General features: G+C 59.5%; 21 protein-coding genes. 6 read left to right on the forward strand and 15 right to left on the reverse strand.

Annotated features, from left to right (window positions below):
* Positions 1 to 78 precede the first annotated feature (78 nt).
* From J7447_RS00900 to J7447_RS00945, 11 genes are all read right to left on the reverse strand, one after another.
* Positions 79 to 819 carry a TlyA family RNA methyltransferase gene (locus J7447_RS00900; protein WP_209168477.1) on the reverse strand — a complete coding sequence of 247 codons (741 nt, stop codon included), beginning with the start codon at positions 817 to 819 and terminating at the stop codon, positions 79 to 81.
* Between the two features lie 7 nt (positions 820 to 826).
* Positions 827 to 961, reverse strand: a complete 135-nt coding sequence (locus J7447_RS31195; RefSeq protein WP_286145701.1) for a hypothetical protein — start codon at positions 959 to 961, stop codon at positions 827 to 829.
* A gap of 27 nt (positions 962 to 988) precedes the next feature.
* On the reverse strand, positions 989 to 1,615 hold the full coding sequence (locus J7447_RS00905; RefSeq protein WP_075283310.1) for an SCO family protein: 627 nt from the start codon (positions 1,613 to 1,615) through the stop codon (positions 989 to 991).
* Positions 1,616 to 1,738: 123 nt separating this feature from the next.
* Positions 1,739 to 2,257: a copper chaperone PCu(A)C gene (locus J7447_RS00910; RefSeq protein ID WP_023001863.1), complete on the reverse strand. Its 519-nt coding sequence runs from the start codon at positions 2,255 to 2,257 to the stop codon at positions 1,739 to 1,741.
* A 38-nt stretch (positions 2,258 to 2,295) separates the two neighbouring features.
* Complete coding sequence (locus J7447_RS00915; RefSeq protein ID WP_209168478.1) at positions 2,296 to 2,688, reverse strand: hypothetical protein; 393 nt, start codon at positions 2,686 to 2,688, stop codon at positions 2,296 to 2,298.
* 92 nt (positions 2,689 to 2,780) lie between these two features.
* Positions 2,781 to 4,178, reverse strand: coding sequence for an MFS transporter (locus J7447_RS00920; protein WP_209168479.1), 1,398 nt, complete (start codon positions 4,176 to 4,178; stop codon positions 2,781 to 2,783).
* Between the two features lie 225 nt (positions 4,179 to 4,403).
* Entirely contained in the window at positions 4,404 to 6,323 is a 1,920-nt protein-coding gene (gene dxs, locus J7447_RS00925; RefSeq protein ID WP_023001860.1) for a 1-deoxy-D-xylulose-5-phosphate synthase, read from the reverse strand.
* A gap of 388 nt (positions 6,324 to 6,711) precedes the next feature.
* A complete protein-coding gene (locus J7447_RS00930) occupies positions 6,712 to 7,878 on the reverse strand; it encodes a hypothetical protein (RefSeq protein WP_209168480.1) in 1,167 nt (388 codons plus the stop codon).
* Between the two features lie 452 nt (positions 7,879 to 8,330).
* Complete coding sequence (locus J7447_RS00935) at positions 8,331 to 8,579, reverse strand: exodeoxyribonuclease VII small subunit (RefSeq protein WP_006933521.1); 249 nt, start codon at positions 8,577 to 8,579, stop codon at positions 8,331 to 8,333.
* A gap of 139 nt (positions 8,580 to 8,718) precedes the next feature.
* The gene (locus tag J7447_RS00940; protein ID WP_031269678.1) at positions 8,719 to 9,648 is read right to left on the reverse strand and encodes a histone deacetylase family protein; all 930 of its coding nucleotides are present in this window, start codon (positions 9,646 to 9,648) and stop codon (positions 8,719 to 8,721) included.
* A gap of 832 nt (positions 9,649 to 10,480) precedes the next feature.
* Positions 10,481 to 11,476, reverse strand: a complete 996-nt coding sequence (locus tag J7447_RS00945) for an L-threonylcarbamoyladenylate synthase (protein ID WP_209168481.1) — start codon at positions 11,474 to 11,476, stop codon at positions 10,481 to 10,483.
* A gap of 314 nt (positions 11,477 to 11,790) precedes the next feature.
* Here J7447_RS00945 and J7447_RS00950 point away from each other — a divergent pair, with 314 nt between their 5' ends.
* The 3 genes from J7447_RS00950 (at position 11,791) to J7447_RS00960 (ending at position 15,274) form a co-directional block, all read left to right on the forward strand.
* Complete coding sequence (locus J7447_RS00950) at positions 11,791 to 13,572, forward strand: acyl-CoA dehydrogenase (protein WP_209168482.1); 1,782 nt, start codon at positions 11,791 to 11,793, stop codon at positions 13,570 to 13,572.
* A gap of 21 nt (positions 13,573 to 13,593) precedes the next feature.
* Positions 13,594 to 14,337: a crotonase/enoyl-CoA hydratase family protein gene (locus J7447_RS00955; RefSeq protein ID WP_206904754.1), complete on the forward strand. Its 744-nt coding sequence runs from the start codon at positions 13,594 to 13,596 to the stop codon at positions 14,335 to 14,337.
* Between the two features lie 73 nt (positions 14,338 to 14,410).
* On the forward strand, positions 14,411 to 15,274 hold the full coding sequence (locus J7447_RS00960) for an NAD(P)-dependent oxidoreductase (protein WP_209168483.1): 864 nt from the start codon (positions 14,411 to 14,413) through the stop codon (positions 15,272 to 15,274).
* 67 nt (positions 15,275 to 15,341) lie between these two features.
* Here J7447_RS00960 and J7447_RS00965 read toward each other — a convergent pair whose 3' ends face one another.
* A complete protein-coding gene (locus J7447_RS00965; RefSeq protein WP_209168484.1) occupies positions 15,342 to 15,908 on the reverse strand; it encodes an NADPH-dependent FMN reductase in 567 nt (188 codons plus the stop codon).
* A gap of 135 nt (positions 15,909 to 16,043) precedes the next feature.
* Between J7447_RS00965 and J7447_RS00970 the strand changes: the two genes are divergently transcribed.
* The 3 genes from J7447_RS00970 to J7447_RS00980 all read left to right on the forward strand — a co-directional run bounded on the left by J7447_RS00970 (position 16,044) and on the right by J7447_RS00980 (position 19,075).
* On the forward strand, positions 16,044 to 16,454 hold the full coding sequence (locus J7447_RS00970; protein WP_023001852.1) for a helix-turn-helix domain-containing protein: 411 nt from the start codon (positions 16,044 to 16,046) through the stop codon (positions 16,452 to 16,454).
* A gap of 170 nt (positions 16,455 to 16,624) precedes the next feature.
* Positions 16,625 to 18,172: an ankyrin repeat domain-containing protein gene (locus tag J7447_RS00975; protein WP_209168485.1), complete on the forward strand. Its 1,548-nt coding sequence runs from the start codon at positions 16,625 to 16,627 to the stop codon at positions 18,170 to 18,172.
* A 96-nt stretch (positions 18,173 to 18,268) separates the two neighbouring features.
* Complete coding sequence (locus tag J7447_RS00980; RefSeq protein ID WP_023001850.1) at positions 18,269 to 19,075, forward strand: mechanosensitive ion channel domain-containing protein; 807 nt, start codon at positions 18,269 to 18,271, stop codon at positions 19,073 to 19,075.
* Between the two features lie 60 nt (positions 19,076 to 19,135).
* Here the strand turns inward: J7447_RS00980 and J7447_RS00985 are convergent, their stop codons facing one another.
* The 3 genes from J7447_RS00985 to J7447_RS00995 form a co-directional block, all read right to left on the reverse strand.
* Positions 19,136 to 22,120 (reverse strand): cation:proton antiporter, encoded by a 2,985-nt coding sequence (locus tag J7447_RS00985; RefSeq protein ID WP_209168486.1) that lies wholly within the window; start codon positions 22,118 to 22,120, stop codon positions 19,136 to 19,138.
* Between the two features lie 96 nt (positions 22,121 to 22,216).
* Positions 22,217 to 23,725 (reverse strand): hypothetical protein, encoded by a 1,509-nt coding sequence (locus J7447_RS00990; RefSeq protein ID WP_209168487.1) that lies wholly within the window; start codon positions 23,723 to 23,725, stop codon positions 22,217 to 22,219.
* Between the two features lie 139 nt (positions 23,726 to 23,864).
* Entirely contained in the window at positions 23,865 to 24,776 is a 912-nt protein-coding gene (locus tag J7447_RS00995) for a DMT family transporter (protein WP_209168488.1), read from the reverse strand.
* Between the last annotated feature and the right edge of the window lie 224 nt (positions 24,777 to 25,000).

Here is a 25,000-nt window from a genome sequence, read left to right on the forward strand (position 1 = left end):
ACGTGCTTTCCGCTCCCTTGATGGCAACAGGCTTTTGTGCACTCATCAAGCGTTGAAGGAGATGAGAGGCGACGGCCCTCAGTCGGCTTTCTTTCCGTAGAGCAGCCATTCCGCATTGCCGTCACCACCCTTGACCGGCGAGGGGACGAGGTCGCCTGCATGCCAGCCGGGAATGGTGCCCAGCCATGCTTGCAGGGATTTTGCGGTCTCTTCGGCAATTGCCGGATCGACCAGACCGCCTTTGCCGATTTTGTCCTTGCCCGCCTCGAATTGCGGCTTCACCAGAAAGACGCCTTCAGCACCCGGTGCAGCCAGCGCAACAGCGGGAGGAAGGGCAAGCTTTAGCGAGATGAAGCTGACATCCGAGACAAGCAGAGCCGGGGCGTCTCCTCCAAGGTCCTGTGAGGTCAGGTCCCGGGCGTTGAGGCCGTCGCGCGCGGCCACCTTCGGGTCTGATCGCAGACTGTCGTGCAACTGACCATGCCCGACATCGATGGCGTGAACCTTGTTGGCCCCACGTTCCAGCAGAACCTGGGTAAATCCGCCTGTGGACGCGCCGATATCGAGGCAGATCCGGCCTGCGGGGTCGACCGTGAACCGGTCGAGGCCTTCGATCAGCTTCAGCGCGGCCCGGCTGACATAACCGGAAGCGGGATCTTCAACCGTGATGCTGGCGTCCGCCGAAGTCTTCTGCGCCGGTTTGGTGCATAGATGACCATCGACGCTCACCGTTCCGCGCAGGATTGCGTCACGCGCCCGTGCGCGGCTCGGAAAGACACCCGTATCGACAAGATGCTGGTCGAGGCGTTGTTTGGACATTCGGTCTTCAGAAGCAGCCGGCGATCGCCGAGATCAGGCGGTCGGCATAAACCCGCTCACCGGCGTACAGCCACAGAAACGCCGAAAGCGCGACGAGGCCCGTCGCGCCGGCGGTCAGTCCCATGAAAAGCGGCAGGCGCATCGTGTCCGGCTTGCTCCAGCTATCGCCTCAGGAAGAGGCAGGCGCGTTGTCGATCAGCCTGCGCAGCTTCTTCAGGGCATTTTCCTCGGCCTCGCCATAGGCAATGGTTCCGACGAACTTGTTGTCGGCGCTCATCAGGTAGACGGCAGCGGAATGGTCCATCGTATAGTCGCCATCGTCAAGTGGCACCTTCTTGGAATAGACCCGATAGGCCTTCAGCATCGCATCGATCTGTTCCCGCGAACCGGTCAGCGGAACGATACGCTTGTCGAATGCCCAGACATAGTCACGCATGACTTCGGGCGTATCGCGTTCCGGATCCACGGTGACAAAAGCATAGTTCAGCTTGTCCGCATCCGGTCCGAGTTCGGCCATCCAGCCCTGAAGTTCGGAAAGCGTGGTCGGGCAGACGTCCGGACAGAAGGTGAAGCCGAAGAACATCACTGTCGGCTTGGTGGAGAAGGTCTCGTCGGTCACCGTTTCGCCGGTGCCGCTGACAAGTTCGAACGGGCCGCCAATGGCCGCAAGCGGCTCGATCAAGGCACCGGTGCCCTTGTTGCCGGCAGTCTGCTGATAGACCAGAACACCGGACACGACAGCAAGCACGGCAACGGCAGCCCAGGCCACGTACCGGAAGAGTTTCAAACCAGACATCGGTTTCGTCCTGCTTTGGCCAGAGCCTTCAGTGCCGGCTTCGAGGCGGGCTGGAGGCTCTGGCGCTTGGAAAAGAAATTGCTGGCGTTGCGTCTTCACCGAGGCAACGCCCGCTGACGGGTCTCAGTTCTTGCCGTGATCCATCTTGCTGTGGTCCATCGCACCATGCGCAGCTTCGCCATCAGGTGCCTTGGCGCCCATCTTGGCAACAGGAAGTTCAATGGCAACGTCCCCGGCCTTTTCAAAGGTCAGGACAACCGGAATGCTGGTACCTTCTTCGAAGGATTGGTTCAGGCCCATGAACATGATGTGGAAGCCGCCCGGCTGAAGCGCAACCGTTTCGCCAGCCGGGATGTCGATGCCATTTTCCATCTTGCGCATTTTCATCACGCCGTCAGTGACTGCCATCTCGTGGATTTCCACCTTGGCGGCAACATCTGAACTGACCGCGACAAGGCGGTCTGTGTCGGTGCCGTTGTTGACGATCTCGACGAAACCGCCACCGGCCTTTGCTTTGGGCGGTGTCGCGCGGGTCCACGGTTGGGTCAGCGTCAGTTCACCAACCTTGTAGTCACTGGCAAGGGCGGACAGGGAGACAAGCGAAAGGGCGGCTGCAGCCGCAACGGATTTCCAGAGTTTCATAATGCTATTCCTTGAGGTCTGAGAAGTTGGATATTCTTTCAGATCAAGGAAGGAGGAGCCCTGATGGCGGTGGCTCGATGAGGAGGCGCCAGCACAGCCTGTTGCCCTGCCGGAACACGGTCAGTGGCGGAAATCTCGGGTGACAGGTTCAGAGGGGCGAAAGCACTCGCAAGGCAGGGCGCGATAGCACAGCCATGAGCGCAGACCGGGCCGCATTGGCAGGTCAGCGGGTTGTGCGGACCAGGAAGGCTTTGTTCCTGCCCGGAGGGCTGGCAGAGACTGGTAAGGCCCGCGGCAACAGCTGCGTCCGGCGTCAGTGCGCTGGCGAGAACCAGCAGAACAAGCCGCATTGCAAAGGCAAGGGTTGCCAGCGCCACCAGAGGGTGGCGCTCCTGCCTCAGCTGTTGCAGCTTTGTGACGCGCGCATTCATGCTAGCGGCTATAAGCCGGTTGCAATGCCGTGTCGAGGGGCGAAACCGCGCAGGTGCATGGGCTGACGCCTGTCACCCGCGGCGTGGCGGTGTCAGCTCTTTGGAGTTGTCTTGTCTGCAGAGGCATCCGGCGCTTCTTCCGTCGCGGCGCCTTCAGCGGACGCGTTGTTTTCTTCTGCCTCTGCATCGGATGACGATTCGAAATTATAGATGTCGTCTTCGTAGGCGGGGAAATCTTCAGGCGCGATGACGTATTCTTCTGCTGCTGCATCCAGCGGTTCAGCCGAGATAACCGAACCGACCTGTGCCGTGGAGGCGTATTCGAAGTCGGTCTTTTCTTCCGCTGTCGGTGCCTGACGGGTCAGGACGCGGGCAAGGATGAAGATCACCATCAGGATATTCGAACCGATGATCATGATGTAGAGCCCGGACGGGCCGGTGTTGCTCATGATCATCGAGGCGGCCAGCGGCCCGATGATCGATCCGATCCCGAACGACAGCAGCATGCCGGACGACGTGGCGACAAAATCTTCCGCTGCCGCGTGGTCGAAGGCGTGCGCAACCGCGATTGCATAAAGCGGTTGGACGACCATGCCCATGGCCACGGCGCTCAGTATGGCAACCGTGAAGTCCTTCGGCGAGAAGAACACGATAGCAGCCGAGACGGCAGCGGTTGCGATCCCCAGCCCTGCGATCACAAGACGCCGGTCAATGCGGTCGGACAAACGCCCAACCGGCCACTGTGCGATAAGCCCGCCGCCGACGATGGCTGCCGCATAAAAGGCGGCTTCCTTGGTCGAGAGGCCGATCTGGGACCCATAGAGCGAAGACAGCGTCAGCAGGGCTCCTTGCGAACTGCCGATAAACAGCACGCCGATGAAGGCGGCAGGGGAGTTCTTGTAGAGCTTGACGGGCTGGAACCGCACCAGCGTGATCGGCGCAGGTTGGGTTGAGGTGGTCAGCGATACGGGCATCACCGCAAGGGACACCATCACCGAGGCGATCGCGAAGGGGATGAAATCGGCAATATTCATCGACGCGATAGAGATCTGGCCCAGCATCAGGGCGCCGAACAGGATGACGATGTAGAACGACATCACCGTGCCGCGGTTCTCGTTGGATGCGCTTTCGTTGAGCCAGCTCTCGACGATCATGTAGAAGCCGGCAAGGCTGAAACCGGAGATCATGCGGATGATCATCCAGGCGTAGGGATCGATGAGCACGGGATGCAGGATTGCGGCGGCCGACATCAGCGAGACAAGTGCGGCAAAGGCACGAATGTGCCCGGCCCGCATGATCACCAGAGGCGCGCCGAGACAGCCAAGCACCATGCCGAAGAAATAGGCCGAAGAGACCAGACCGATTTCGAAGTCGGTAAAGTAAAACCGTTCGGCGGCCAGCGGCAGCAGTGTCGTCTGCAGACCGTGCCCGAATATGAGCAGGGCAACGGACAACAAGAGAGCGGACACGGAAAGAAGGGTCTGAGCCATGGCTGCATCCTGACGATGGATCGCCGCAGCTCCAACAGAAGCGTCGCGGCCGGTATCGTGCTCCAGAAATAAAACAAAAGCGCCGGATTGATCCGACGCGTCTGTTTCTTTCGACCAGCCTTTTCAGGTATGGCGGCCTGTGTCAATCAGGTTTGAAACCCGCTCCCCAATCGACTTTGTCCATTGCAGCATGTCGCATGCTGGAGCCGGTGACCTGAAGACCGGTCAGGCGCGTTGCGGCGCGCTGACGGAGGCCGTTCCGAGTGCGGTGAAGACGGTCTTCAGGATGCCGTCGCAGGTGAGGCCTGCCCGGGCATACATCAGGTCCGGCTTGTCGTGGTCGAGATAGGCATCCGGCAACGCAAGGGCCCGCACTTTCAGTCCGTTGTCCAGCAAGCCTTCCTCGGCAAGCCGGGTCAGCACATGGCTGCCAAAACCACCGGCGGAGCCTTCTTCGATCATCACGAGAACTTCATGCTCGCGGGCAAGACGGCGGATCATGTCCATGTCGAGCGGCTTTGCGAAGCGGGCATCAGCGACTGTGGTCGAAAGACCGGCCGCATCCAGTTCGTCCGCAGCCTTGAGGCATTCGCTCATGCGGCCACCGAAGTTGAGAAGGGCAACCTTGGTGCCCTCCCTGCGGATGACCCCCTTGCCGATTTCAAGCACGCTGCCGCGTTCCGGCATCTCCAGGCCGACACCTTCGCCGCGCGGATAGCGGAAGGAGATCGGGCCTTCGTCATAGGCAACGGCAGTTGCCACCATGTGGCGCAGCTCCACTTCGTCCGAAGCCGCCATGACGACAAAGCCGGGAAGGCAGGTCAGGAAAGCGGTGTCGAAAGCACCGGCATGGGTCGGGCCATCCGCACCAACGAGGCCTGCACGGTCAATCGGGAAACGCACCGGCAGACCCTGGATCGCCACATCGTGGACAACCTGATCATAGGCACGCTGCAGGAACGTGGAGTAAATCGCGCAGAAGGGCTTGAAGCCTTCGGTGGCAAGACCCGCGGCAAAAGTGACCGCGTGCTGTTCGGCGATACCAACGTCGAAGGTGCGTTTCGGATAGGCTTCGCCGAACAGATCAAGGCCTGTTCCGTCCGGCATGGCAGCTGTAATCGCGACCACCTTTTCGTCCGTTTCCGCTTCCTTGATCAGGGACGTCGCAAAGACGTTGGTGTAGCTGGGCGCATTGGCCTTCGGCTTGGACTGCTTGCCGGTGACAACATCAAACTTGGCAACGCCGTGATACTTGTCCTTCGCCCCTTCGGCAGGAGCATAACCCTTGCCCTTCTGCGTGACCGCATGGATCAGGATCGGGCCATGGTGGGTGTCGCGGACATTCTTCAGAACAGGCAGCAGGTGTTCCAGGTTATGACCGTCCACCGGACCGACATAATAGAAACCGAGTTCCTCGAACAGCGTGCCGCCCGTCCAGAACCCGCGGGCATATTCTTCAGCCCGGGCCGCCTTTTCGAACATGGGTTTGGGCAGGTTCTTCACCAGGTTCTTGGCCGCATCGCGCAGGGTCTGGTAGGTCGGGCCTGAAACGAGCCTGGCCAGATAGGCGGACATGGCGCCGACCGGCGGCGCAATGGACATGTCGTTGTCGTTCAGGATGACGATGAGGCGCGAGCCGAGATGGCCGGCGTTGTTCATCGCCTCGTAGGCCATGCCGGCGGACATGGCGCCGTCACCGATCACCGCTATGACGTTATTGTTTCCGCCCTTCAGATCCCGTCCGGCGGCCATGCCGAGGCCTGCCGAGATCGACGTCGAGGAATGAGCTGCACCAAACGGGTCAAAGTCGCTTTCGGCGCGTTTCGTGAAGCCGGACAGGCCATCGCCTTGGCGAAGCGTGCGAATGCGGTCGCGGCGTTCCGTCAGGATCTTGTGCGGATAGCACTGGTGGCCGACGTCCCAGATGAGCTTGTCTTCCGGCGTGTTGAACACGTAGTGCAGCGCGACAGTAAGTTCCACGACGCCAAGCCCGGCGCCCAGGTGTCCGCCAGTAATCGACACGGCGTCAATCGTTTCCGCACGCAACTCTTCGGCGAGCTGCTTGAGTTCGCTTTCATCGAGCAGGCGCAGATCGGCCGGGGACTTGACCTTGTCAAGAAGCGGGGTATCGAGCTTGGAAGTCACTCTGGAGATAGCTCCACGATTTGAAACATGGCGGGCAGGCATACACCAACCGGATATAGGGCGCAAATCGGGCAGGGGGTATGCGCCAAATTGGCCTCATGATTTCGGTCGAAAATTTACCCCGCCTTTGCCTCAAAAGACTTAAGACGGTGTTTGGCAGAAACCGTGCAATTTTTAGTGAAAATACGCGCAATCACCCCATTGGGTGATGCAAAGCATTTGGAACTGGCCTAGGGAATGGGTGTGGTCGATGGGGCCACGTGCACAGTGATCAACTGGGAGTCGTAATACACGGCTCCATTTTTTTGTGCGTTGGCCGCTTTCCGGTTGCTGAAACAATAGTGATAGCAACTGGCTTCAACACAAAATTCTGCGTTCCTGAGTACTTTCAAAACAGGCGGGCGATCCGGTGGACGAGCCGTGCGAGTTGAAGTTGTGTGTGCGCTCCGGTCTTTTCGTATATCCGTCGCAGATGTGTTTTTGCAGTGTTCTGCGTGATGCCGAGATCCTGGATCGTGGTGCTCAGTGCGCCGGTCATGGTCAGATGCCAGGCCAGACGTGCTTCGGAATGTGAAAGTTCGTAGTGATCCTGAAGGCAAATTTCGACCTCTTCCGGAGGGTCTTTTGATGTTGTCGTGCGGATTAAAAACAAAGGTTGTGCGCAGGCGTCCGGCGGCAGGCCCGGGCACGAAACGGTCTCCAGTGACACCCGGCAGACAAGCCCGCTCTCCGGTGCGGGACAAAAAAGGACGCTTGTCGGGTCTGCGATGCCGCCGTCTTCGAAAGTCGCCAGTTGTTCCTGCAGGGCAATCTCAAGGCGTCTGCTGTTGATCGCCAGGTGCCGCTGCCGACGGACGGCGATATCCAGTTCGTTCAACCTTTCCAACCCTTCTGAAGTTTCGGCAAGTATCACCCGGTTGGCGTCGACAAGAACCGCAGCGCTCTCCTGTTCCAAAAGCATCAATTCCTGGAGCTGGTTTTCGAGCCGTTGTTTTTCCAGTTGGAAATGCAGATCGAGTGCGGGCAGCAGCGCACTGACGAGGGTGTGAAAGGTCGCGCTGGCCCGGTCCGCGTCAATCCTTTCGGTGCTGTATCCTCTGAAAAGGCAGCCAAACAGGACGGAAGAGTGTGCAGTGCGCCTGACTGGGGTAACCAGCCCGGGAGCATTTTTCAGCCAGTTGCCTGCCATATTCGCATCGCCGTGCGAAGTTTCCTGCGATCCGGTGGCGGGGGCGGATGCCGCCTGTCGATGGTTCGCCAAGGATGTCTTTGAATAGGGGTAGAGCGGGGCGGCTTCGGTGAGCAGGAACTCGAATGCGGAGTTGCCGCTCACCGTTTCAATGCGGCTAAAAAGGGTCGCGAGCTCTCTGGCCTGGTCTTCGCCGCCAAGGGACCTTAACGGTGTCCCGTCTCCATCGTATTCGGCAAGAAAGGTTCTGCAGTTCAGTTTGCCGTCGATGAAGTTCAGTACTGGGGGCCAACCTTCAGGTTGTAGCGGACGCTTGAGAATCCGCATAAGTAGTTCTATGTGGTCGCGTTGGCTGAGTGCCGGCATGCTCTGCTGTGTCTATTAATGATTACATTGTCGAGGCTCTATTTTGACAATATTTTTATCAACTTATCGAATAAATTGCAATAAATCTGCCAATAGTAACCTAGGGTACGCGTGGTCGAATGATCGTTGAATAGTATGAAATTTATTATGTCAGAATATGGGTGGAACTTGGGCTTACTTCAAAATGAATACAGTGGATGCTGGCTTGTGCTGGTGGATTGGCCGCAGTTGACGCCGTCTTCTCGATAAAGGCGGCCGACACATCAACGAGGCGACGCGCTCGCAATGCCGGCGACATTCCGGTTGGCGATTGAGCAGTCGCAAGCCGGTCAAGACGATGAGGTTTGACGTAAGCTAAGCGCCTCTGTCGGCCGAACAGGCCACGTAGAAGGGGAGCTGATCGCGATCTGACGGTATGGCGTCTGGTCGAACTGGAAAATGCCCTGGTCGGATTACTGCGGGTCGAGTGCTTCGGTGCCGCTGGCTTCGCCATTTTGACCCAGTTGGATCTTCTCGACCTTGGCTTCCGCCGATTTCAGGAGTGTGTCGCAATGTTTGCGCAGCGCATCACCGCGCTCGTACATGTCGATGCTTCGCTCCAGCGGCACGTTCCCTTGCTCGAGTTCCCGCACAATGGTTTCCAACTGCTTCAGCGCTTCTTCAAAGGAAAGGCCGGCAATATCGTTGGCAGCATCGGTCATCGGTCGGATCCCGTTTGTCTGGATGGCATCTGGTCTTGAGGGAAACTTGCGGTCTGAGGGCCGAAGGTCAAGGTTTCATTTGGGCCTTCAGACGGTCATCCCCGTGCTTTTCGATCTTGCCGCGCCGAAGCGGGATCGCTTAGCCCGTCATCAACGTCATGACATGGGCTGCGACCGATCGCGCCAGGCCCTCGAGATCGTATCCGCCTTCAAGGACGGAGATCAGGTGACCGTTGCTATGGGCATCGGCAACGTCCATCAGCGCCCGCGTTGCCCAGGCAAAGTCGGCTTCGACAAGATTAAGGCCCCCAAGCGGGTCGCGCATGTGCGCATCGAAACCTGCGGAAATGATAACCAGCTCCGGCGCGAAGTGATTGAGGCGAGGCAGCAGCAGGACTTCGAACGCTTCCTTGAAGCCGGTTCCATCCTCCCCCGGGGCCAGAGGTGCATTTACGATCGTGTTGGCTTCTCCGGTCTCCGAGGCGGCTCCTGAGCCCGGATAGAGCGGCATCTGGTGGGTGGAGCAATACATTACCGTGGGATCGTCCCAGAAAATGTCCTGCGTGCCGTTGCCGTGGTGAACGTCGAAATCGACGATGGCCACCCGCTCCAGTCCGAACTTTGCCTGCGCATAACGCGCGGCCACCGCTGCATTGTTGAAAAAGCAGAAGCCCATGGCGCGGTCTTTTTCCGCGTGGTGGCCAGGTGGGCGCGAGGCGGAAAAGGCGTTGTTGACCTTTTTCGTCAGGACCTCGTCGACCGCACGGCATGCACCGCCAACGCCGCGAAGCGCTGCTTCCCAGGTGCCGGGCGACATGGTGGTGTCCGCATCAACCCGGGCTGTTCCTTCCGCCGGCGCCAGCCGGTGGATCTGGTCGACGTAGCTCATCGGGTGGGCGCGGGCGATGTCCTCAACGGTTCCCATTGGGGCGAGGTCGCGTTCCACGGACTGGAATTTTTCGTGCTCCAGGATCCTGTCGATCGCCCGGATCCGGTCCGGTCGCTCCGGATGCCCCACGGGTGTCAGGTGGTCGAGATAGGACGAATGATGCAGAAGCAAGGTAGACAAGGGGGGCGTTTCCGGAAGGTCGATTGTTATCTTTTGTCGGCTCTGCATCAGAACGGTTGCCGGACAGGCTGTCAATTCCCGCATTGGAATAACGACTGCGGCAAAATTGGTGAACCGCGGAAAGGAAAGCCGGGAGTTCGGGCGGGCATTTTAGAAAGTCAGGTCTGACTGAACTTGGACCCCGTTACCGGTTCCACATGGGGCTTGTCCCGCATCGCGGGAGAGGTGGCTTAAGTCTGAGCTGGGAATTCTCTTGAACTTCGCTTGAAAACTTTCGCCACCGCGTTGAGCGCGTTTGAGGCAGGTGTCGTACATGAGGCAGCTGACTGGGCGAGTGTCGCACGCGTCCCGGTGTGCCGGCTTCAACTTCGGCTGATCGGACTTGGGTCATGGAAAAGGAGGGTCAAAAAAAGGGGCCGGCTCTTTGCCGGCCCTTACCGAGGTGCGAGCACCGCAATGCCCGAGGGGAGGTCCGCTGCATCTCAAATCTGATTCTTAAACTACGTGATTCCAGTAAGGGAATGCGAGCTTTTTACCGTAATCCATTTGGGGCATGGTGTTGATAAGTTTGCAGTAGAGGGTCGTATCTCGATAGATATTGTATGATTTGCTTAACCAAAATCGAGTTGCGAAGGCGACGGTTGCTTGTCCGTTAAAGCGGAAACTTGCGTCTCTTTTCGGTTAACTTAAGGCGATCCGGATTCAGCTTGAATTTTAGCGCCTGCTTCCGAGTTGCTGTTTTTTAAGGCCTTTTGTTTTGGTGCCGAAGAATGCGCCAAAACATTGCCGGATGAATTTAGCCGGCTCATTCCATCGCAAGTGTTGATCGGGGTCAGTCGCGCGGTGCTGCCGCACGGCGCAGCCGATCGTTGATCGCTTCGCCCAATCCAAAGCTGGGGATAAACTGCACCTTGATGACGCGGACACCCTTGGCGTCCAGAAATCGCATGGCGCGAAACAGATTTGCGGCAGCTTCGGCAAGGTCACTTGCCGGGCTCAGGTTGAATTCAGCCTGTGCACGATCAGCTCCTGGCAAACGATCAGCCCCGAAGGAGAGCAGTCCGTCTGCGGCGTTCACCTCGCTGGCGTTCAGTATCATCGCAGCGTCGGGGGCATAGTGAGACGTCAACATGCCGGGGGCCGCGGGAGCGTCCGGCCGCATGTCGGGGCTGGCGCCTTGCAGCGATTGGCCAAGTACGCGTTCGATGTCCTCGCGAGCAAGGCCGCCTGGCCGCAACAGGCGCGGTGTGCTGTCAACCAGGCCGACAATGGTGGATTCTATACCGACGGCACAAGCGCCCGCATCAATGACGAAGCTGAGCGAAGGGCCGAGATCGGCAACGACGTCTTCTGCGCGCGTCGGACTGATCTTGCCTGAGCGGTTTGCGCTTGGCGCCGCGAGAGGCCTGCCGGTCTTTTCCGCCAGAAATCGCATCACCGGACCGACCGGAACCCGAAGCGCAACAGTCTGAAGTCCGGCAGTGGCCAGATCGGAAATCGTGGAATCCGGACGTTTGGGCACGACCAGCGTCAAGGGGCCGGGCCAGAAGGCTTCAGCCAGTGCAAGTGCGCGTTCGTCGAAAACACCATGTTCCAGTGCTGCATCCAGCGTCTGGACGTGGGAGATGAGCGGATTGAACTGGGGCCTGCCCTTGGCGGCAAAAATCTTCGCACAGGCCGTGCCGTTGGTGGCATCGGCGGCAAGGCCATAAACGGTTTCGGTCGGCACCGCCACAAGGTCACCCGCCATCAGCGCAGCGCACACCGCATCTGCTTCAGGCGCTTCCTTCCAGTCAGGTGCCGCGATGTCGAGCGTCCAAGTCCGCATGTGCCTCACTCGCTTGCGTATCCGGCAGTCGAGAGCTGCCCGGATGTGCGAAGATTTCGGTTCCGACTGTTACGGTACAATGAGTTCCGGAAGGGCTCGAGCCGACCGGACATGTCATTTCCGCAATTGACCAAAAAGACGATGACCTGCCGCTGCGATACGGGTTGACGTTAACGTCAACGGGTCTATTGTCCTTTCAAACCGCTGTCGATAGCGCCTTTTGCGGAGTAGCCTTGCCGCCGTCAAGCTCGGAACAGCGAAAACCGCCATCCGGCGGCAAGAATCGAAAGCCAATTGGTTTTGGGAGGACCTGAATGTATCGCGCACCCGTCGATGAGATTGCCTTCACTCTGAAACATGTCTGCGGTCTGTCCGACCTGCAAAAGAGTGCCCGTCATGCCGAACTCGGCGACGATCTCGTCGATGCCATCCTGACGGAGGCGGGCCGGTTCGCCGCCGAGGAAATCGCACCTCTCAATGCAGTTGCCGACAAGCACGGCACACCGCTTGCCGATGGCAAGGTGTCTACTCCTCCGGGGTGGCGCGAAGCATATCATGCATGGATCGAGGGCGGCTGGAACAGCCTGACCGCCGATCCGGAGTCCGGCGGCCAGGGCCTGCCGGTCATGATGTCGGCGGCGGCTCTGGAAATGTGGAACTCCGGCTCAATGGCATTCGCCATCGGACCGACCCTGACCATCGGCGCTATCGAGGCGATGGAAAAACACGCTTCGGAAGAGCTCAAGGAAAAATACCTGGAGAAGCTGGTTTCCGGCGAGTGGATGGGCACCATGAACCTCACCGAACCGCAGGCCGGTTCGGATCTGAACGCGCTCAAGGCAAAGGCCGAGCGCCGGGACGACGGCACCTACCGCATCTTCGGCCAGAAGATTTTCATTACCTACGGCGACCACGATCTTACCGACAACATCGTTCACATGGTGCTGGCGCGCCTGCCGGATGCGCCCGCAGGCACCAAGGGCATTTCGCTGTTCCTTGTGCCGAAGTTCCTGGTCAACGACGACGGTTCCTTGGGCGAGCGCAACGACGTGAAAGTGGCCGGTGTCGAACACAAGATGGGCATTCACGGTTCGCCCACCTGCACCATGGTCTATGGCGACGAGGGCGGTGCCATCGGCTGGCTGGTCGGAGAGGAAAATCGCGGTCTGGCCTGCATGTTCACGATGATGAACAATGCTCGCCTTGCAGTCGGTATTCAGGGGCTTGGCGTGGCCGAGCGCGCCTATCAGCATGCGCTTGCCTACGCGCTGGAGCGCAAGCAGGGCAGGGCTCCCGGCGAGACCGGCGAAGGCATGAGCCCGATTGCCCGCCATCCGGATATCAAACGCATGCTGCTGGGCATGAAGGCGCGCACGCAGGTCGCCCGCGCCATCTGTTACGCCTGCGCCCACGCCATCGACATGTCGAAGATTGCCGAAGACGAAGCCGGCAAGACCTTCTGGAACGAGCGTGCAAGCCTGCTGACGCCGATCGCCAAGGCGCTGCCGACCGACTTCGGCGTCGAGGTCGCTTCGCTGGGTATTCAGATACACGGCGGCATGGGCTTCATCGAGGAAACCGGCGCCGCACAACATCTGCGCGACGCCCGCATCGCCCCGATTTATGAAGGCACCAACGGAATCCAGTCCATCGACCTGGTCATGCGCAAGTTGCCGCTGTCCGGCGGTGAGCACATCAAGGGCTTTATCGCGGAACTGCAAACGGTGGCCGACGAGGTTGCTGCCTCCAACCGCCCGGAATTCGGTGCCACCGCGGATCGGCTCTCGGCCAGTATCCGGGATCTTGAGGACGCAACAAGCTTCATGCTGAGCGCGCAGGCGGACGGCAGGGTCGGCGATGCCCTGGCCGGGGCGACGCCCTATCTGCGACTGGCCGGGCTGACCCTGGGCGGCGCCTTGCTTGCCAAGGGGGCGCTTGCCTCGACAGGTGAACCGGCACAGCGGCTGTCAGAACGTACTCTGCTTGCCCGCAGTTTCTGTGAAACTACAATGGGGGAAACCGCCGGTTTGAAGTCGGATATTCTTCTGTCCGCCGAAGCCATTCAGGCGTTCGACGCCGAAGCCCTGGCGTCCTGAACCGCCTGATCGGAGTAGATGATGATCCGCAAGTCCCTTGAAGACGGTGTCCAGACCCTGCGTCTGGACCGGCCGGAAAAGAAGAACGCCCTGACCGGGCAGATGTACAGTGATCTCGCCGAAGCTCTGGAAACAGGCAATACGGATGCGGATATTCGCTGTCATCTGATCTGCGGCCTGCCGGAAGTTTTTACCGCCGGCAACGATATTGGCGACTTCCTGCAATACGCTGGCAAGACCGGGCTTGGTGAAACACCGGTCGTCCGGTTCCTGAGGGCTCTGGTTCGCAACGAAAAGCCGTTGGTTGCCTCGATAGACGGTATCGCCATCGGTGTCGGCACGACCTTGCTGATGCATTGCGACATGGTGTTTGCCAGCCCGCGCGCCCTCATCCGTTCCCCCTTCGTCGATCTTGGGCTTGTTCCGGAGGCGGGGTCCAGCCTGCTCGGACCACAGATCATGGGGCCGGCCCGGGCCTTTGAGCTGCTCTGCCTCGGCAACGCCTTTTCGGCCGAAAAGGCGGCACAGGCCGGACTGGTAAACGAGGTTGTCGAAGGTGACGTCGACGCGGCAGCACTTGCCTGTGCGAAGGAAATCGCCGCAAAGCCGCCCGAAGCAATGGCGCTTTCCAGAAAGCTTCTGCGCGGCGACACAGCTCAGCTGTCCGAGCGCGTAGAGGAAGAAATCAGGATCTTCGCCAGCAGGCTGAGTGCGCCGGAAACGATAGCTGCCTTCCAGGCTTTCATGACGAAAAAGAAGGCCTGAGCCACGTTTGCTCGGATGAGAAAATTTCAGACCGCAAGGTTGTCGCCGGAGAGCGGCTTACGGAGGAACCACCATGTCCCTGAAGGGCAAGACACTTTTCATCACTGGCGCGTCGCGCGGGATCGGCAAGGCTATTGCGCTGCGGGCCGCGCGTGACGGAGCCAACGTTGCCGTTGCCGCCAAAACCGCCGAGCCACATCCCAAACTGGAAGGCACGATCTATTCCGCTGCCGAGGAGATCGAGGCGGCAGGTGGCAAGGCACTGCCGGTGCTGCTCGACGTGCGCGACGACGAAGCGGTCAAGGAAGCAATGGACAAGACCGCGGCGCATTTCGGCGGGCTCGACATTCTGGTCAACAACGCCAGTGCCATTCAACTGACCCCGCTGCAGCAGACCGACATGAAGCGGTTCGATCTGATGCACCAGATCAACACCCGTGGAACGCTTGCCTGTTCCAAGCATGCCATCGAACATCTGAAACAGTCCGACAACCCGCATATCCTGATGCTGTCACCCCCTCTGGACATGCAGGAGAAATGGTTCGCGCCCTTCACACCCTATTCGATCGCCAAATACGGAATGAGCCTGGTGGTGCTGGGGCTGGCAGGCGAGCTGCGTTCCAAGGGGATTGCGGTCAACGCGCTATGGCCACGCACGACCATCGCGACGGCGGCGATCAAGAACATCATCGGTGGTGACAAGATGATGCAGCAGAGCCGGACGCCGGACATTCTGGCCGATGCAGCCTATGAGATCTTCACCACACCGTCGAAGGAATTTACCGGACAGTTCGTCATTGACGACACGTTCCTGGCCAGTCGCGGTGTCACCGATTTCGACAAGTATCGGGTGGACCCGAGCCTGACACTGGCACCTGATTTCTTCGTCCCTGACGAGAGCAAGGCGCCGTGCGACCTGGGGCCGGTCAAGAAGTAGAACCTGGTCTTCCAGACTGTTCAAAAGGTTTGGGGGCCGCCGGATGTCGATCCGGCGGCCTTGTCATTTAACCGCGCATGGTCTTCAGGGCGGTCGCCCATTTGGTCAGCTCGCCCAGAAGCTGGGTGGTGCCTTCGCTCATCTTGTCGTTCGGCGTGAAGACGCTTTCATCGTTGATGAATTCCGGGAAGAAGGGAACCGGAACCACCTGCGGCAGAGCCATCACGTTGACGTTGCCAAGCAGCTCGCGCAGCGTCTGCGACGCGCGCAGGCCACCGGAAATGCCGCCGTAGCTGATGATGCCGGCCGGTTTGTAGTTCCATTCGCGGTAAAGCACCTGCACGGCATTCACCAAGGATGCCGGTGTGAAATAGTCGTATTCCGGGGTCAGGAACAGGAACGCGTCTGCGTCGGCGACAATACTGCTCCAGCGCTTGGTGTGGTCGTGGGTGTATTGCTGGGCAGCCGGATGAGCCGGCTCGTCCAGAAGCGGCAGGTTGATGTCGGCGAGATCGATGCTTTCCACCTCGAAGCCGCCATGCGCTTCGGCGGCACTGGCTGCCCATTTCGCGATCGTCGGCCCGACCCGGCCAGGCCGGGTCGACCCGGAGATGATCTTCAGTTTCAGCGACATGATGAATTCCTTAAGAAACAAAAGCTTGGGAGGAGTATCCAGACGATACCTCGGTATACGTTGGATACTGGTATGAAATGATGTAAGACTGAGCCGGCCGCAAGACGGCACTTTTTGGAAACCGAGGTATCCTTGATGAAACCGCTGGCGAAACCCGTCGAAGAGCTGCCGCGCGAACAGCTGCCGCATCACGAGGATCCGCGCTGCGTGCCGGTACGAAGACTGCTGCAAACTGTCGGCAGCAAATGGTGCAGCCTGGTGGTTGCCCATCTTGAGTATGAACCGCGCCGGTTTTCCGATCTCAAGCGGTCGATTGGCGGCGTGACCCAGAAATCCCTGACAGCGACCTTGCGGGAACTTGAAAAGGACGGCCTGGTCAACCGCGTCGTGACCCCCAGCATTCCCCCGCGTGTCGACTATTCGCTGACGCCGCTCGGCCGGACACTTCTGGTGCCGCTGAAAGCGCTCACCAACTGGGCGATCGAGAACGAAGCCGCTGTCTCCTCGGCTCGCGAACGGTTCGAGCGGGAGAACGGTCCGGACTGACCTCCGGGGTTGCAATCCGTTGTGTCCTCATGCAATTTGGCGTCGCCGACGAGGGCGGCTGCCGGATCCGCGGAAAGCGAAAGCACCCTGACTTCTGACGACATATGCCGGTTTTTCACCTGCGCCCGACACCAGCGGATCGCCCGGGCTTTCGACACAGGAGAAAAGCCATGTCCGCAGGACCTGCAACTTCCCTCGACGACTTCAAGAAATCCGCACGCCGTCTCAGAAAAGCCTTTCTGAAAGGCGAGGCGAGAGCCACTGAACGTGTATCCGCCCACGTAGACCCGGCAAAGCCCTTTCGCCACGCGGATTTTCTTCATGTCATTGCCCGTGAAGCCGGTCATGACAGTTGGCCGAAGCTGAAATTCACCCTCGAAGCAGCATCTCTGAGCAGGGAAGAGCGGGCAGAGCGTTTGAAACAGGCGCTCTATTTCGGCCAGCATTGGGTTACGGAAAAACTGCTTGCCGATGACCCGACGCTGAAGGACGACAATTTCGGCCTTCAGGTTGCCCTGTACGACCTTGACGCCGTTCGCGGGGTGGTGGCAGCGGACGCTGCAGCCGCCACGGGGCTGGTCGGTGTGCGCTCGCCGATCCTGCATCTGGCATTTTCAAAGGAAATACATCGGCGTCCGGAACGGGCGGCAGACATGATCGCCATTGCCGAACTGCTGGTCGCTAACGGAGCGGACGTGAATGACGGTTACCCGGAAAGGCCGGGCTACAAACACATGCTGTCCGCACTCTACGGCGCGTTGTGTCACGCGGATAATTTCGAACTTGGCCGTTGGTTGCTGGAACAGGGAGCCAGTCCCAACGACAACGAAAGCCTCTACCACGCCACCGAGCTTGAGCATCCGCGTGCACTCGAACTCCTCCTGAAGCATGGCGCGCAGCCGGATGGGACCAATGCCTTGCCGCGCGCACTCGACTTTGATGATGAAATCAAGGTCCGTCTGCTTCTGGAAGCCGGAGCCGATCCGAACATCACCGTACCGGACCATCCAAGCGGCCAGCCCATGAACACGATTCCTTCCCTGCATCAGGCAGCCCGGCGCGGTGGCTCGGTGAAGATTGTCGAGCTGTTGCTTGCCCATGGCGCCGATCCGGACGCGGTTTGGGACGGCCATACCGGATACGCCATGGCGTTGATTTACGGCAATCTGCCGGTCGCCAAATACCTGGCGGAGAAAGGTCATGGGCACAAGCTGGACCGGAACGAACAGGTTCTGGCCACCTGCGCCGAGGGAAAGACAAATCCGGGTAGTCTCGATGCCGCGCGTCTGAGCAAGGAAGACAAAAGCCTGCTGACGCGGCTCGCCTTCATTCCAGGCAAGCTGGAACACATGAAGGCGCTGATTGCGGCCGGACTGGACCCGAATGAGCCCGACGACATGGGGCTGCCGCCATTGCAGGTGGCAGGCTGGAACGGCCTTGCGGATGAAATGGCCTATTTCCTCTCGCTTGGACCGGATCTTACCCACAAGAACCGCTTTGGCGGCGATGCTCTCGACACTGTCGTCCACGGTTCGGAATTTGCCCCGAAACGCCGTGAAGCCGATCATATTGCCTGTGCACGTCTGCTGCTTGAAGCCGGCAGCTTGCTTGATCCGCGCTACATCAGCGGATGCGGCAACGAGAAAATGGCACAGTTTCTCGAGGATTGGCTTGCCGGTTCAGCCGATGAAGCCGGCTCCCCGGCAATATTCCGGTAAGTTACAGCAATCTCAGGGTGCATTGCTGGCCAGTGCCCAAATCTGCTGTTAGTACTTCCACGTATTCAAGTGATTGTACGGGAACGGAGGGACTTCATGGAAAGCGCAATCGACCAGGTGAGTGTCTATACGCCACTGATCATCAACGCAGTGAAAGCCATCATCGTTCTGGTGATTGGCTGGTTTCTGGCCGGTTTCCTGTCGAGCATCGTCAAGAGCAGGATCGTGGCTCACCCGCGCATCGACGACACGATCGGCAGCTTTGCCGCATCCATCGTTCGCTGGCTCATCCTGCTCATCACGGTTATCGCGGTTCTGCAGCTCTTCGGCATTCAGGCCACCAGTCTCGTTGCCGTGCTGGGCGCCGGTACACTGGCCATCGGCCTGGCGTTGCAGGGAACATTGAGCGACATCGCCGCAGGGGTGATGCTGATCATCTTCCGGCCCTACAAGATGGGCCAATATGTTGATATCGGCGGAACCTCCGGAACGGTGAAGGATCTCAACATCTTCGTCACCGAGCTTGTGACGCCGGACAACGTTCAGATCATCATGCCGAACGGCAAGGCCTGGGGCACGGTCATCACCAATTTCTCGGCGCATTCTACCCGTCGTCTCGATCTGACCTTCGGCATCGACTATGGCGACGATATCGACAAGGCGGTGCAGATCATTCTCGATGTCGCCAACACGGACGAACGCGTTCACAAGGATCCGGAGCCCTGGGTCCGGTTGACCAATCTGGGAGACAGTTCGGTCGATCTTGGCGTCAGGCTGTGGTGTGATGCCGCAAACTACTGGGAACTGAAGTTCCACATGCTGAAGTCGGTCAAGGAAGCGTTTGATGCCGGTGGCATCTCCATTCCCTATCCGCATTCGGTCGAAATTCAGAAAGCTGGATAATACGGCGTACCATCGCCGCAGGGGAACGTCCGCTGCGGCGATTGTATTCCGATCAGAGGCCTATGCCGTCTCGCGGGTCTTGGTTTTCGGCTTTCGAGTTTCCTCAGGCTCGCTCGTGGCGGTGGCCTCTTCAGTCGGTTCCGACTTGCCCTGGTCCGGCGTTGATGTGTCCGCTGCAGAAGCTTCGAAGCCTTTCGAGTGTGGCTGCGTGCCTTCAGCGCCACCCTTTTCCGGTTCCGCATCGGCAGAGCCGGCGTCGCTCTTGGCGACTTCCTGTACTTCTTCGTCGTGGCTGTCTTTGTCCTTCTCCAACTGAGACGGCCCTTCAGGCGTTGCAGTGACGGTATCCGCCGCGCTCAACTTCTCCATCAGCGACGGGTCATTCTGTGCGTCCGCCTCATCGAAGGTGAGAATTTCGGTTTCTGTTTCTCCTGCATCAGGCTCCGCAAGAACGGTGTCCGGGGACAGCTCCTCGCCGGTCTGGTTGCTGGTTCTGATCTCGGTGAAAATGGGAAAGACAGGGTCTTCCATTTCCGTTTCACCGTCGTCCAGGTTCATCAGCTGACGCCGTTTGGTCAGCATGGCAACGTGGTTGCGCAAGTCCTCGTTTTCGGCCAGCAGCGCCTTGAAGTCTTGCGCCCTGAGGCTGAGCAACTGGCAATACCCGAGTGCGACGACATCCGCGCTGCGGCGGCCGCCGGTCATCAGCGCGATTTCACCAAACACGTCACCGCGGCCAAGACGGATGTTGTGGCTGGGTGCACGCACTTCCACCGCGCCGGACGCAATGAAATAGGCAGCATCACCGCGGTCGCCCTTGCGGATCAGTTTCTCGCCCGGGGTTGCGAATTGCGGCCGCATCATCCGGCGAATGGCCTTCTGCTGCTTGCGGGTGAGGTCCGCAAATAGCGGATGCGCGCTGACGAGTTCGCGGGTCTTCAGGCCAAGATCGAGTTTAGGCCGCGTGTGACAGGCTTTTCGGGTCCGCTCGACATCCCGTAGAAGGTCGCGATGCAGTTCGGTGCCGATCAGCATCTGCTCCTTGGCTTCGTCATAGGCGGTTTCTTCCAGCCGGACGCCGGCCTTGCGCAGGAACTGTCCTTCCAGGGCGTCGGCGTAATCCGGATACTGCAGACGCAGGGCATCGATGGCTGCAAGGGTCTCGTCCTGCCGGATCGCCAGGGTGTCCTGCAGAATGTCTGCAACACGGTCACCGAGCAGGGGGCGTATCCGCTTGTTGTTGAAGTCAACCAGCTCGTCGGCAAGGATCCGGTAAACCAGCAGGAATTCGAACCGGTCGGCAAGCCGGATGGCCAGCGGCCGGGCAATCCTGAGCCGCCGCTGCAGTGTCTGGGCGAGGCGGAAGCCGAGGCCGAATTTCAACGGCTGACGTGCAGCCTGATTGTAGCCGGACCGGCCGTCGCTTCGTGTCAGGTCGCCGGTACGTCCGGTCAGGGCCAGGAACCGCGAAACAGACCGTCCGGAGATGGTCTTTTCATGGAAATGCTCCAGCACGAGCTGCTGTTCCCGGTCGGCCAGGGCAATCAGGCCAATGCGCACGCGGTCCCAGTCCTTCAGTTCTTCCAGCTTGTTGGTTTCCGCAGCTGCGGCTTCCGCACGGCTCTCGTAGTCTTTCAGCACATCGTCCGTGACGCGCGGTGCAATGTGATAGTTGCGGGCGGCGGTTTCCAGTTCGTGCCGGACGTCTGACAAAGCCAGGGCCAGGAACTGTGTTCGCAAGGCCTCGTCGCGGGCATTCAGCTTGTCGAGGCCGAGCAGCCGGATCAGCGGCTTCAGACTGGTGCCGTAAACCAGCAGCGTGAACAGGACGAAGCCCGTCGCCAGTTTGGTGACGAAGACCGACACTTCGTCCGAGAGCATCGCATGCTCGGACACGCTGAGCGCCAGCGTCAGCGTGACGGCGCCGCGCATGCCGCCCCACAGGATCACCGTCTTGTAGCGGTCGTTGACCGCCTGTCCCATCCGGAACACGCTGAGCACCGGCAGCAGTCCGAAGATGACGACCGCGCGGGCGGCCAATGCGGCGACGATGACGACGAACAGCAACAGGATGTCGACAGGCGTGAAGCCTTCCACGAAACGCGGGATCAGGATGGCGGACAGGAGGAAGATGAGCGAAGCAGCCCAGAAGGAGATCTGCTCCCAGACCGCATGGAGAAATTGCCAGCTGGCCGGCTGAATGCGGGCCGGGCCGTAAAGGTTGAACACAGTGCCCGCACAGACGACGGCAACAACGGCGGAAACATCAACGAACTGATCGCTGAGCACATAGGTGCCGTAGGGCAGTGCCAGGCTCAGGGTCACCTGTGCCAGCGGTATGTCGCGCATGATCGGCAGAAGGGAAACCGCGATCCGGCCAAGCAGCGCACCCACGATGATGCCGCCGGCGAAAGAGCGGCAGAAGGCAATGGCGGCTTCGCCGACGGTCATGGTCTCGTGACCGGCCAGCATGTGCAGCAGGATGACGAAGATCACGATGGCGGCAGCATCGTTCAGCAGGCTCTCGCCTTCCACGATACGGCCGAGCCGCGCGGGCGCGCCAATGTCCCGGAAGATGGCGACAACGGCAACCGGGTCCGTCGTGGCGACAATCGAGCCCAGCAGCAGGCAGGCGATCAGCGTGATGTCGGTGAGCGAAAACAGCGTTGCCAGCGGATAGAGGGCAAAGCCGATAAAGGCTGTTGCGACGAAGACGGCGACAACCGCCATCAGCAGGATCGGGGCAATGTCCTCGACGATCCGTCGAACTTCCAGGGTGAGGGCGGTTTGAAACAGAAGGATGGGCAGAAAAATGTAGAGGATCATCTCCGAATCCAGCGGGGGATTGATGAAGACGTCCGCAATAGCGTTGAAGGCATTCGTTTCGGCAGTGTAGCGCAGATAGATCGCCAGAATGCCGATCATGGTGCCGACCGTGGCCAGCAAAACGCTGGGCGCCAGCCCAAGCCGTCTGGCAAGGGGCTGCAGCAGGGAAATCGTAATCAGGAGCAGCGCGAAAGCGCCTGTAATTAATGGAGTTTCCATGTCGTTATGGTGCACCGCGATTGCGGCAATTTCAAATTGGCCTTCCAAAATTATTGCCGCCACGGGCAATAGGGCACAGGATTACGCGCAAATGCGTTAACGTCCGAATGCTTTTCGGAACGGCCATGTAAGAAATCTCACCCAGTCGCCGATAAAGAGCCAGATCATCGCCGGAACCAGCATGATCAGTGCAAACGGCAGGAAGAAGACGATCTTCACGAGCTTGAGCGGCAAAGAGGGAGCATCGGCGGCAGCCCGGTTCCCCAGCACGAAGCGCCAGAACCTGTTCCACCAGCGCCAGAGATACCAGCTCATGAACAGCGTTACGACGGAAAGGACCGAGAGCAGGATCAGGTCGAAATTTGATATCCAGGGTATCCAGCGGCTTTCGACTTCTTCCGTGTGCTCGGGGTCCTCGCCATTGCGGTGAACGGTCCTGACACTTGTGCGCAAGCTTGCGTCCAGCAACCAGCCTGCGAGCGTATAGTCGTCTCCGGCAGTGGCAGACACCTGAGGCGAGGTCGTTACGGGGGTCGCCTCCGGGCTGAAACGGTTTGCCGTAACAAGGCGGAAGTTTCGTTCATCGGCAGCGTGGATCAGTGTCGTGCTGTTCGGAGGCGAAAGTGCCTTGAGCAGCTCCGCCTGGGTCATTGACGACTGCGCGGCCTCGAAGCGCTTTTCGAGTGCTGTTCTTGAAAACCAGCTTTTGCCGGGCTGCACCAGTGACTTGCTTTCCACAAGCATCAGGTTGACCCGCTGGCTTTCAGCCGCCTTCTGAAATGCGTCGAGGTCGATTTCCCGCACGGACTTGCCGTCACGCACGCTGAGCTGAGGGCGACCGGTTTGCGGGTGCGGGGTGATGCGGCCGGTGACAACCAGCGTCCTGTTTTTGTACTTCGCCAGGCTGGAGGCCAGAATGTCGGCATTCAGATCGGCAATCATGTCTCCAAGACCTGAAGCATTGACTGCTTCGGAACTGTTGAACCGCGCCATCTTGAGATCCGCGCGTTTAACCGGCCGGGACAGGAACCTGATGTTTCCGTCGAGCGCCCTTGCGGTTGCCGGGTTGATCAGGACGTCTGGAGAAAGCGCAACGGCAAGCCGCGTGCCATTTGAAGTGCTGATCGGTTTCAGGTCGTAGGTCTTGCCATTTGGCCTCACCATCACCGCCCGGGCTTTGGGGGGGAGGCTATCCAGTTGGTTCCGAAGTTTGAAAAAATCGGTTTCCCGAAGCGCAAGTTGCAGGGCGTCGGGCACAGGAGCCTTGCCCGGGAGATCACCCGCCAGTGGCCGGTGGGTCTGTCTGGCGGCATCATCCAGGGCATTCGGCAAGTCGTGCAGGGAGGCGAGCTGAAGGCTTTTCCCGTCAGGCGTGACAAGCTGCCAGGCGTTGCCTGGTGCCGGCATCAGGGCAAGGGATGCAGCACCAGTGACCTTGGGCAACCGCTTTGCAAGGGAAGCGCCTTCATCGAGAAGATGCTTGGGCGTGTCGATATGCTTGCCTGCGGACCCCGCCGCATCGCCTGCTTCCCGCGCAAGCCGCGACAACAGCCCGGCGTCGGCGGTCGAGACAACACACAAGGTGGCTGCCACGAGGGCAAACACGCGGAGAGAACCTTTGAAACTGCGCAACACGCCTGAAATCCCGGTCAGATAGAAAAGGTGTATCCAAAAAACTCAAAACGGCAGCAAGGATAATGGGCCTCGACCCGGTTGCAACTGCGTCGGCACTGTGCCGATCCGCTTAACCTGCCTTGCGCTCCGACAGCCAGATGCCGCCGATTACCAGCGCCAGAGCGGTGCCGTGGTACCATTTGAATGGTTCTCCGAGGATGGAGACCGCCAGTATGGCCGCAAAGATCGGCACGAGGTTGATAAAGACCCCCGCGCGCGCCGGCCCGATCAGTTCGACACCTCGCATGAAGAAAATCTGCGCGAGGCAGGAGGGAAACAGCGCGATATAAAGGACCACGAGCCAGCCCTGGAGTGACGGCCACTGAACGGTGCCGGCAGCGATGTCGTATGCAAGTCCGGGCAGAGATGTGATGGCCGCAATGCCGGACAGAACCGCAAAGAAGGCCAGTGGTGAGACCTGGGGCCGGTCACGCAGGGCAAGCGTATAGCCGGAATAGAGCACACAGGCGATCAGCATGACGCCATCGCCCGGATTGACGGCAAGCGCCAGCAGCACCTCCAGGCTGCCCTGGGCTGCAATCAGCGTCACCCCGGCAAGCGTCAGCAGAATGCCGATCACCTGCAACGCTCGGATTCTGCTGCCGAAGGCAATCATGGAACCGATCAGAACGAGAATCGGGACGGATCCCTGGATAATGCCAAGGTTGACGGCCGTGGTTTCCGTCGCAGCGATGTAGAAAAGGGTGTTGAACCCGATGAACCCGAAGACGGCCATCAGCACCATGCGGAAGGAATAGGGCCGCATCAGGGGCCACTCCGCACGTATGTGCCGCCATTGCAGCGGGACCAGGATGCCGGCAACGATCACCCAACGCAGGAACACCACCACCATCGGAGACACTTCCCCCACCGCAAGGCGGCCAGCGACGGTGTTGCCGCCCCAGAACAGCGTGGTCAGGGCCAGCATCAACAGGGCGTTGCCGTAGGTCAGGTCGCCTACACGTTTAACCAGCGAAAACATGAAAACCGTTGCGTGGAAGATGGAGTGGAAACCCATCGGTAACGGATTGGCGGGCGCAGGCAAAGGGCTATCTTTTTGTATACCGACTTATACTGTTGGAGATAATGATCTGGATCTTTTCCAAAATGGAAAAAGTCATCCAATCGACCCGGCAATTGACGATTGCGTGTTAAGACCCCAAAACACGGGCTAATATCAGACATTCAAGTTCGTTTAGGGGAGCT

Source organism: Labrenzia sp. R5_0 (assembly GCF_017743835.1).
Classification (GTDB): Bacteria; Pseudomonadota; Alphaproteobacteria; order Rhizobiales; family Stappiaceae; genus Roseibium; species Roseibium algicola.